Origin of the sequence: Streptomyces sp. ERV7 (assembly GCF_001653515.1) — a bacterium.
Taxonomy (GTDB): Bacteria; Actinomycetota; Actinomycetes; order Streptomycetales; family Streptomycetaceae; genus Streptomyces.
This window is the reverse complement of the sequence record NZ_LYOY01000066.1, coordinates 1-4,634: the sequence shown is the minus strand read 5'-3', so window position 1 is coordinate 4,634 and position 4,634 is coordinate 1. Positions and strand designations below refer to the sequence as shown.

Annotated in this window: 4 protein-coding genes and 1 pseudogene; all 5 read left to right on the top strand. The window is 72.4% G+C overall.

Annotated features, from left to right (window positions below; genetic code table 11):
* Positions 1-224: 224 nt before the first annotated feature.
* Positions 225-782 (top strand): alpha/beta hydrolase, encoded by a 558-nt coding sequence (locus A8W25_RS29945; RefSeq protein ID WP_234386651.1) that lies wholly within the window; start codon positions 225-227, stop codon positions 780-782.
* A gap of 47 nt (positions 783-829) precedes the next feature.
* Entirely contained in the window at positions 830-1,783 is a 954-nt protein-coding gene (locus tag A8W25_RS29940; protein ID WP_067167516.1) for an alpha/beta hydrolase, read from the top strand.
* Positions 1,780-3,666 (top strand): amidohydrolase, encoded by a 1,887-nt coding sequence (locus A8W25_RS29935; RefSeq protein ID WP_067167514.1) that lies wholly within the window; start codon positions 1,780-1,782, stop codon positions 3,664-3,666. Before A8W25_RS29940 ends, A8W25_RS29935 begins: the two co-directional genes overlap by 4 nt.
* A gap of 16 nt (positions 3,667-3,682) precedes the next feature.
* Entirely contained in the window at positions 3,683-4,411 is a 729-nt protein-coding gene (locus A8W25_RS29930; RefSeq protein WP_067167512.1) for a GPR1/FUN34/YaaH family transporter, read from the top strand.
* A 2-nt stretch (positions 4,412-4,413) separates the two neighbouring features.
* Positions 4,414-4,608, top strand: a pseudogene (locus A8W25_RS29925) (GNAT family N-acetyltransferase); the annotation flags it as partial.
* Positions 4,609-4,634: the final 26 nt, after the last annotated feature.

The window sequence follows — 4,634 nt, the reverse complement described above, 5'->3', positions numbered from 1 at the left end:
GTCCTCGACCCGGCGCGCGCCCTGGCCCGCCGTGACCGCTTCACCGGGCGCGGCGACGACACCGGCCAGGCCGACTGGCTCAAGGGTGCGGGCATCGCGCTCGTACGGGGGCACGGACGGCTCGCGGGGGAGCGCCGGGTGGAAGTGACCCGGGCCGACGGCACGGTCCGTGCCCTGCGGGCCCGGCGCGCGGTCTCGCCGCGGACACCGCCTATCTGCGCAGTGTGCTGGCCGCCGTCGACGGACCCGTCGTCCTGGTCGGTCACTCCTACGGCGGAGCCGTCATCAGTGGTGCCACGGTCGGCGACAGCCGGGTGAAGGCCCTCGTCTACATCGCCGCGTTCACTCCCGACAAGGGTGAGAGCGCGGCTGAGCTGGCCGCCAAGTTCCCGGGCTCCACCCTCGGCGACACCGTGAACCGGCAGTCGTATCCGCTGCCGGGCGGTGGCACGGGCACCGAACTCGTCATCGAGCGGGCCAAGTTCCACCGGCAGTTCGCCGCCGACGTCCCCGGCGCCGAGGCCGCCGTCATGGCCGCGACCCAGCGCCCGGTCGCCACCGCCGCGCTGGAGGAGAAGGCCGAGGCAGCGGCCTGGAAGACGATCCCGTCCTGGGCGCTGATCGCCACCGCCGACAAGAACATCCCGCCGGCCGCCGAACGGTGGATGGCCCGGCGCGCAGGCTCGCGCATCACCGAGACGCACGCGTCGCACGCCGTGGCCGTCGCCCGTCCGGCTGTGGTCACCGACATGATCCTCGACGCCGTACGGGCGACCTGCTGAGCCTTCGACCTGCCCCATCCCTGCATCCTCAGAAGGAGAAACCCCTCATGAACAACCGTCCGGTCCTCGAACCCGCCGCCCAGGCGTTCGCCGAGGCCACGGCCCAGCCGCCGTACCTCTACCAGATCCCCGTCGCCGAGGGCCGCAAGGCCGTGGACGGCGTCCAGAGCGGCGAGGGTGTTGCCCTGCCCGCCGTCGAGGAGGAGTGGATCACCGTCCACGGCGGTGCGACCGGCGACGTCCGCGCCCGGATCGTGCGCCCGCGCGGCGCCGCCGGCCCGCTCCCCGTCATCCTCTACATCCACGGCGCGGGCTGGGTCTTCGGCAACGCCCACACCCACGACCGGCTCGTGCGCGAACTCGCCGTCGGCAGCCGGGCGGCCGTGGTGTTCCCCGAGTACGACCTCTCGCCCGAGGCGCGCTATCCCGTCGCGATCGAGCAGAACTACAGCGTCGCCCAGTGGGTCGCCCGCGAGGGCCACCACAAGGACCTCGACGGCACGCGGATCGCGGTCGCGGGCGACTCGGTCGGCGGCAACATGAGCGCCGCGCTCACCCTCATGGCCAAGCAGCGCGGCGACGTCACGCTCGCCCAGCAGGTCCTGTTCTACCCGGTCACGGACGCCAGCTTCGACACCGACTCCTACCACCGGTTCGGTGAGGGTTACTTCCTGCGCCGCGAGGCCATGAAGTGGTTCTGGGACCAGTACACGACCGATGAGGCCGAGCGCGCCCAGATCACCGCCTCCCCGCTGCGCGCCTCCACCGAGCAGCTCACCGGACTGCCGCCGGCCCTGGTCATCACCGCCGAGGCCGACGTCCTGTGCGACGAGGGCGAGGCGTACGCGGCGAAGCTCCGTGCCGCCGGCGTCCCCGTCACCGCCCTGCGCGTGCAGGGTGTCATCCACGACTTCGTGATGCTCAACGCGCTGCGCGAGACGCAGGGCGCGGAACTCGCCATCGGTCTCGCCACCGCCACGCTGCGCAAGGCCTTCGCATGAGCGGGCCGTCGACGAGCATGCCGGTGGCGGGCCTCGGCCCCGCCCCGCGCAGGGAAGCCGGGCACGCCGACCTTCTGGTCCGCAACGCCAAGGTGTTCACCGGTGACCCGGACCGACCCGAGGCCCGTGCCGTCGCCCTTCGCGACGGCCGGGTCGCGGCCCTCGGTGACGACCACGACCTCGCCCACCTCGTCGGGCCGGGAACGAGGGTCGTCGACGCCCTCGGCCGCCGGGTGATCCCCGGCCTGAACGACTCGCATCTGCATGTCATCCGGGGCGGCCTGAACTACGTCCTGGAGCTGCGCTGGGACGGCGTACGAAGCCTGCGACACGCCCTGGCGATGCTGCGCGAGCAGGCCGGCCGCACCCCCAAGGGGCAGTGGATCCGGGTGGTGGGCGGCTGGACCGCCGAGCAGTTCGCCGAGCGCAGGATGCCGACCGTCGCCGAGCTGAACGCCGCCGCCCCCGACACCCCGGTCTTCGTCCTGCATCTGTACCAGTCGGCCCTGATGAACCGGGCCGCGGTGCGGGCAGCCGGATTCACGCGCGACACCCCCGATCCCCGCGGCGGGCAGATCGTGCGGGGTCGGGACGGTGAACCCAACGGCGTCCTGCTCGCCGCTCCGAGCGCGCTGGTCCTGTACTCGACCCTGGCCAAGGCTCCGGCTCTCGACGAGGCCGACAAGCGGACGTCGACGCGTCACTTCCTTCGTGAGCTGAACCGCTTCGGACTGACGTCCGCGGTCGACGCCGCCGGCGGGTTCCAGAACTTCCCCGACAACTACGCCACGGTCGTCGACCTCGCCAGGTCGGGGGAGCTGACCCTGCGGATCGCCTACCACCTCTTCCCGCAGACGGCCGGGCAGGAACTCGCCGACCTGAAGCGCTGGACCGAGATGGTCAAGCCCGGGGACGGGGACGAATGGCTCCGGCTGAACGGCGCGGGCGAGAACCTGACCTGGGCCGCCGCCGACTTCGAGAACTTCTCCGAGCCCCGGCCCGAGCTCGCCGCAGGGTACGAGAGCGAATTCGAGAGTGCCGTCCGGCTGCTCATGGAGAACGGCTGGGGCTTCCGGCTCCACGCGACCTACGACGAGACGATCCGCCGCGACCTGGCCGTCTTCGAGAAACTCGCCGCGGAGGGACTGTTCCCCGGCGGCAACCGCTGGCTCTTCGACCACGCCGAGACCGTCTCGCCCGGCAGCCTCGACCGGATCGCCGCCCTGGGCGGCGCCGTCTCGGTCCAGAACCGGATGTCCTTCCAGGGCGCCGCGTTCCTCGACCGCTACGGCGCCGAGGCAGCCGCCCACACCCCGCCGGTCCGGGCCATGCTCGACCGGGGCCTGACCGTCGCGGCCGGAACCGACGCCACCCGCGTCTCCTCGTACAACCCGTGGGTGGCACTCCACTGGCTCGTGACCGGGCGCACCGTCGGCGGCACGGCCCTCTACCCGGCCGCGAACCTGCTCGACCGGGAGACCGCCCTTGACCTGTACACCCGTGGGGGAGCTCGGCTCACCGGCGAGCAGGACGTCAAGGGGACCTTGCGTGAAGGCTCGTACGGCGACCTCGCCATCCTCTCCGGCGACTACCTCACCGTGCCCGAGGACGTCATTCCCGGCATCGAGTCCGTCCTGACCGTCGTCGGCGGCCGCATCGTCTACGCGACCGCGGAGTACGAGGGGCTCGACGAGGCGGTCCCGCCGGTGAGCCCCCAGTGGAGCCCGGTGGCCCACTTCGGCGGCTACCAGTCGGGCGCCCGCCAGGCGTCACTCGTGGCCGAGGCCGTCGCCGAGTCCGAGCAGCACCGCCACTGGCGCGTCGCGCGCGGCTCCGCTCCCCAGACGACGCCGTCCTTCGTCGACCCCTGCTTCGATCACTGAAAGAGAGATCCACCCGATGACCGCAGCCTCCCCCACCGCCGACGACGGCGACACCCCGCCGGACGTCGTCCCGGAGCGCCGTTTCGAGCCGGACCTCCGGTCGATGACCCGGATCACCCTGCGCCCCATCGCCTCACCCATGCCGCTCGGCTTCTTCACGATAGCCATCGCTTCCGTGATGACGGGCTGCCTCCAGCTCGGGCTCTTCGACGAGGCGGCCCGCGCCGCCGTCGCCTTCACCGTGCTGCCGGCCTTCGCCCTGCAACTCCTGGTGAGCGTCCTGGCCTTCGGTGCCCGTGACGTGATCGCGGCGACGCTGATGGCGGTGTTCGCCGGCAGCTGGCTGCCCTACTCGCTCATCATGCTCACCGGCGCGGACGACGGCCTTCAGGTCCTGGGCGTGTTCAACCTGGCGCTCCTGTGCTTCGGGGCGCTGATGACCGCCGTGACCCGGCCCAAGCGCGCACTGTGGTTCGTCCTCGCGGTCTCCCTGCCCCGCTGGGCGGCCACCGGCCTTGCGGGGATCACCGGCACGGAATGGCTGACCCGCACCTCCGGTGCGCTCGGCCTCGTGGTGGCGCTCGTCGCGATGTACACGGCGTTCGCCCTGATGCTTGAGGACATGCGCAGCGAGCAGGTCCTGCCCATCGGCCGCAGCGGCCCCGCCCACCTCGCCATGGAAGGCGGCCTGGCCGTCCAGCTGCGCAACCTGGAACGCCAGGCGGGCGTGCGCCGCACGCTGTGACCATCCACACCGAGATCGACAGCCGGTTCGCCGGCCGGGGCCTGGGCGGGGTGCTCGCCCGCGAGGCCCTGGACGACGCCCGCGCCCGCGGGCTGAGCGTCCTGCCGTACTGCCCCTTCATCCGGGGCTGGATCGCCAAGCACCCCCAATACGCCGACCTGGTGCCCGAGGGGCACCGTGCCCGCTTCGGCCTGTGAGACACGACGCAACCCCTTCCCCGCCC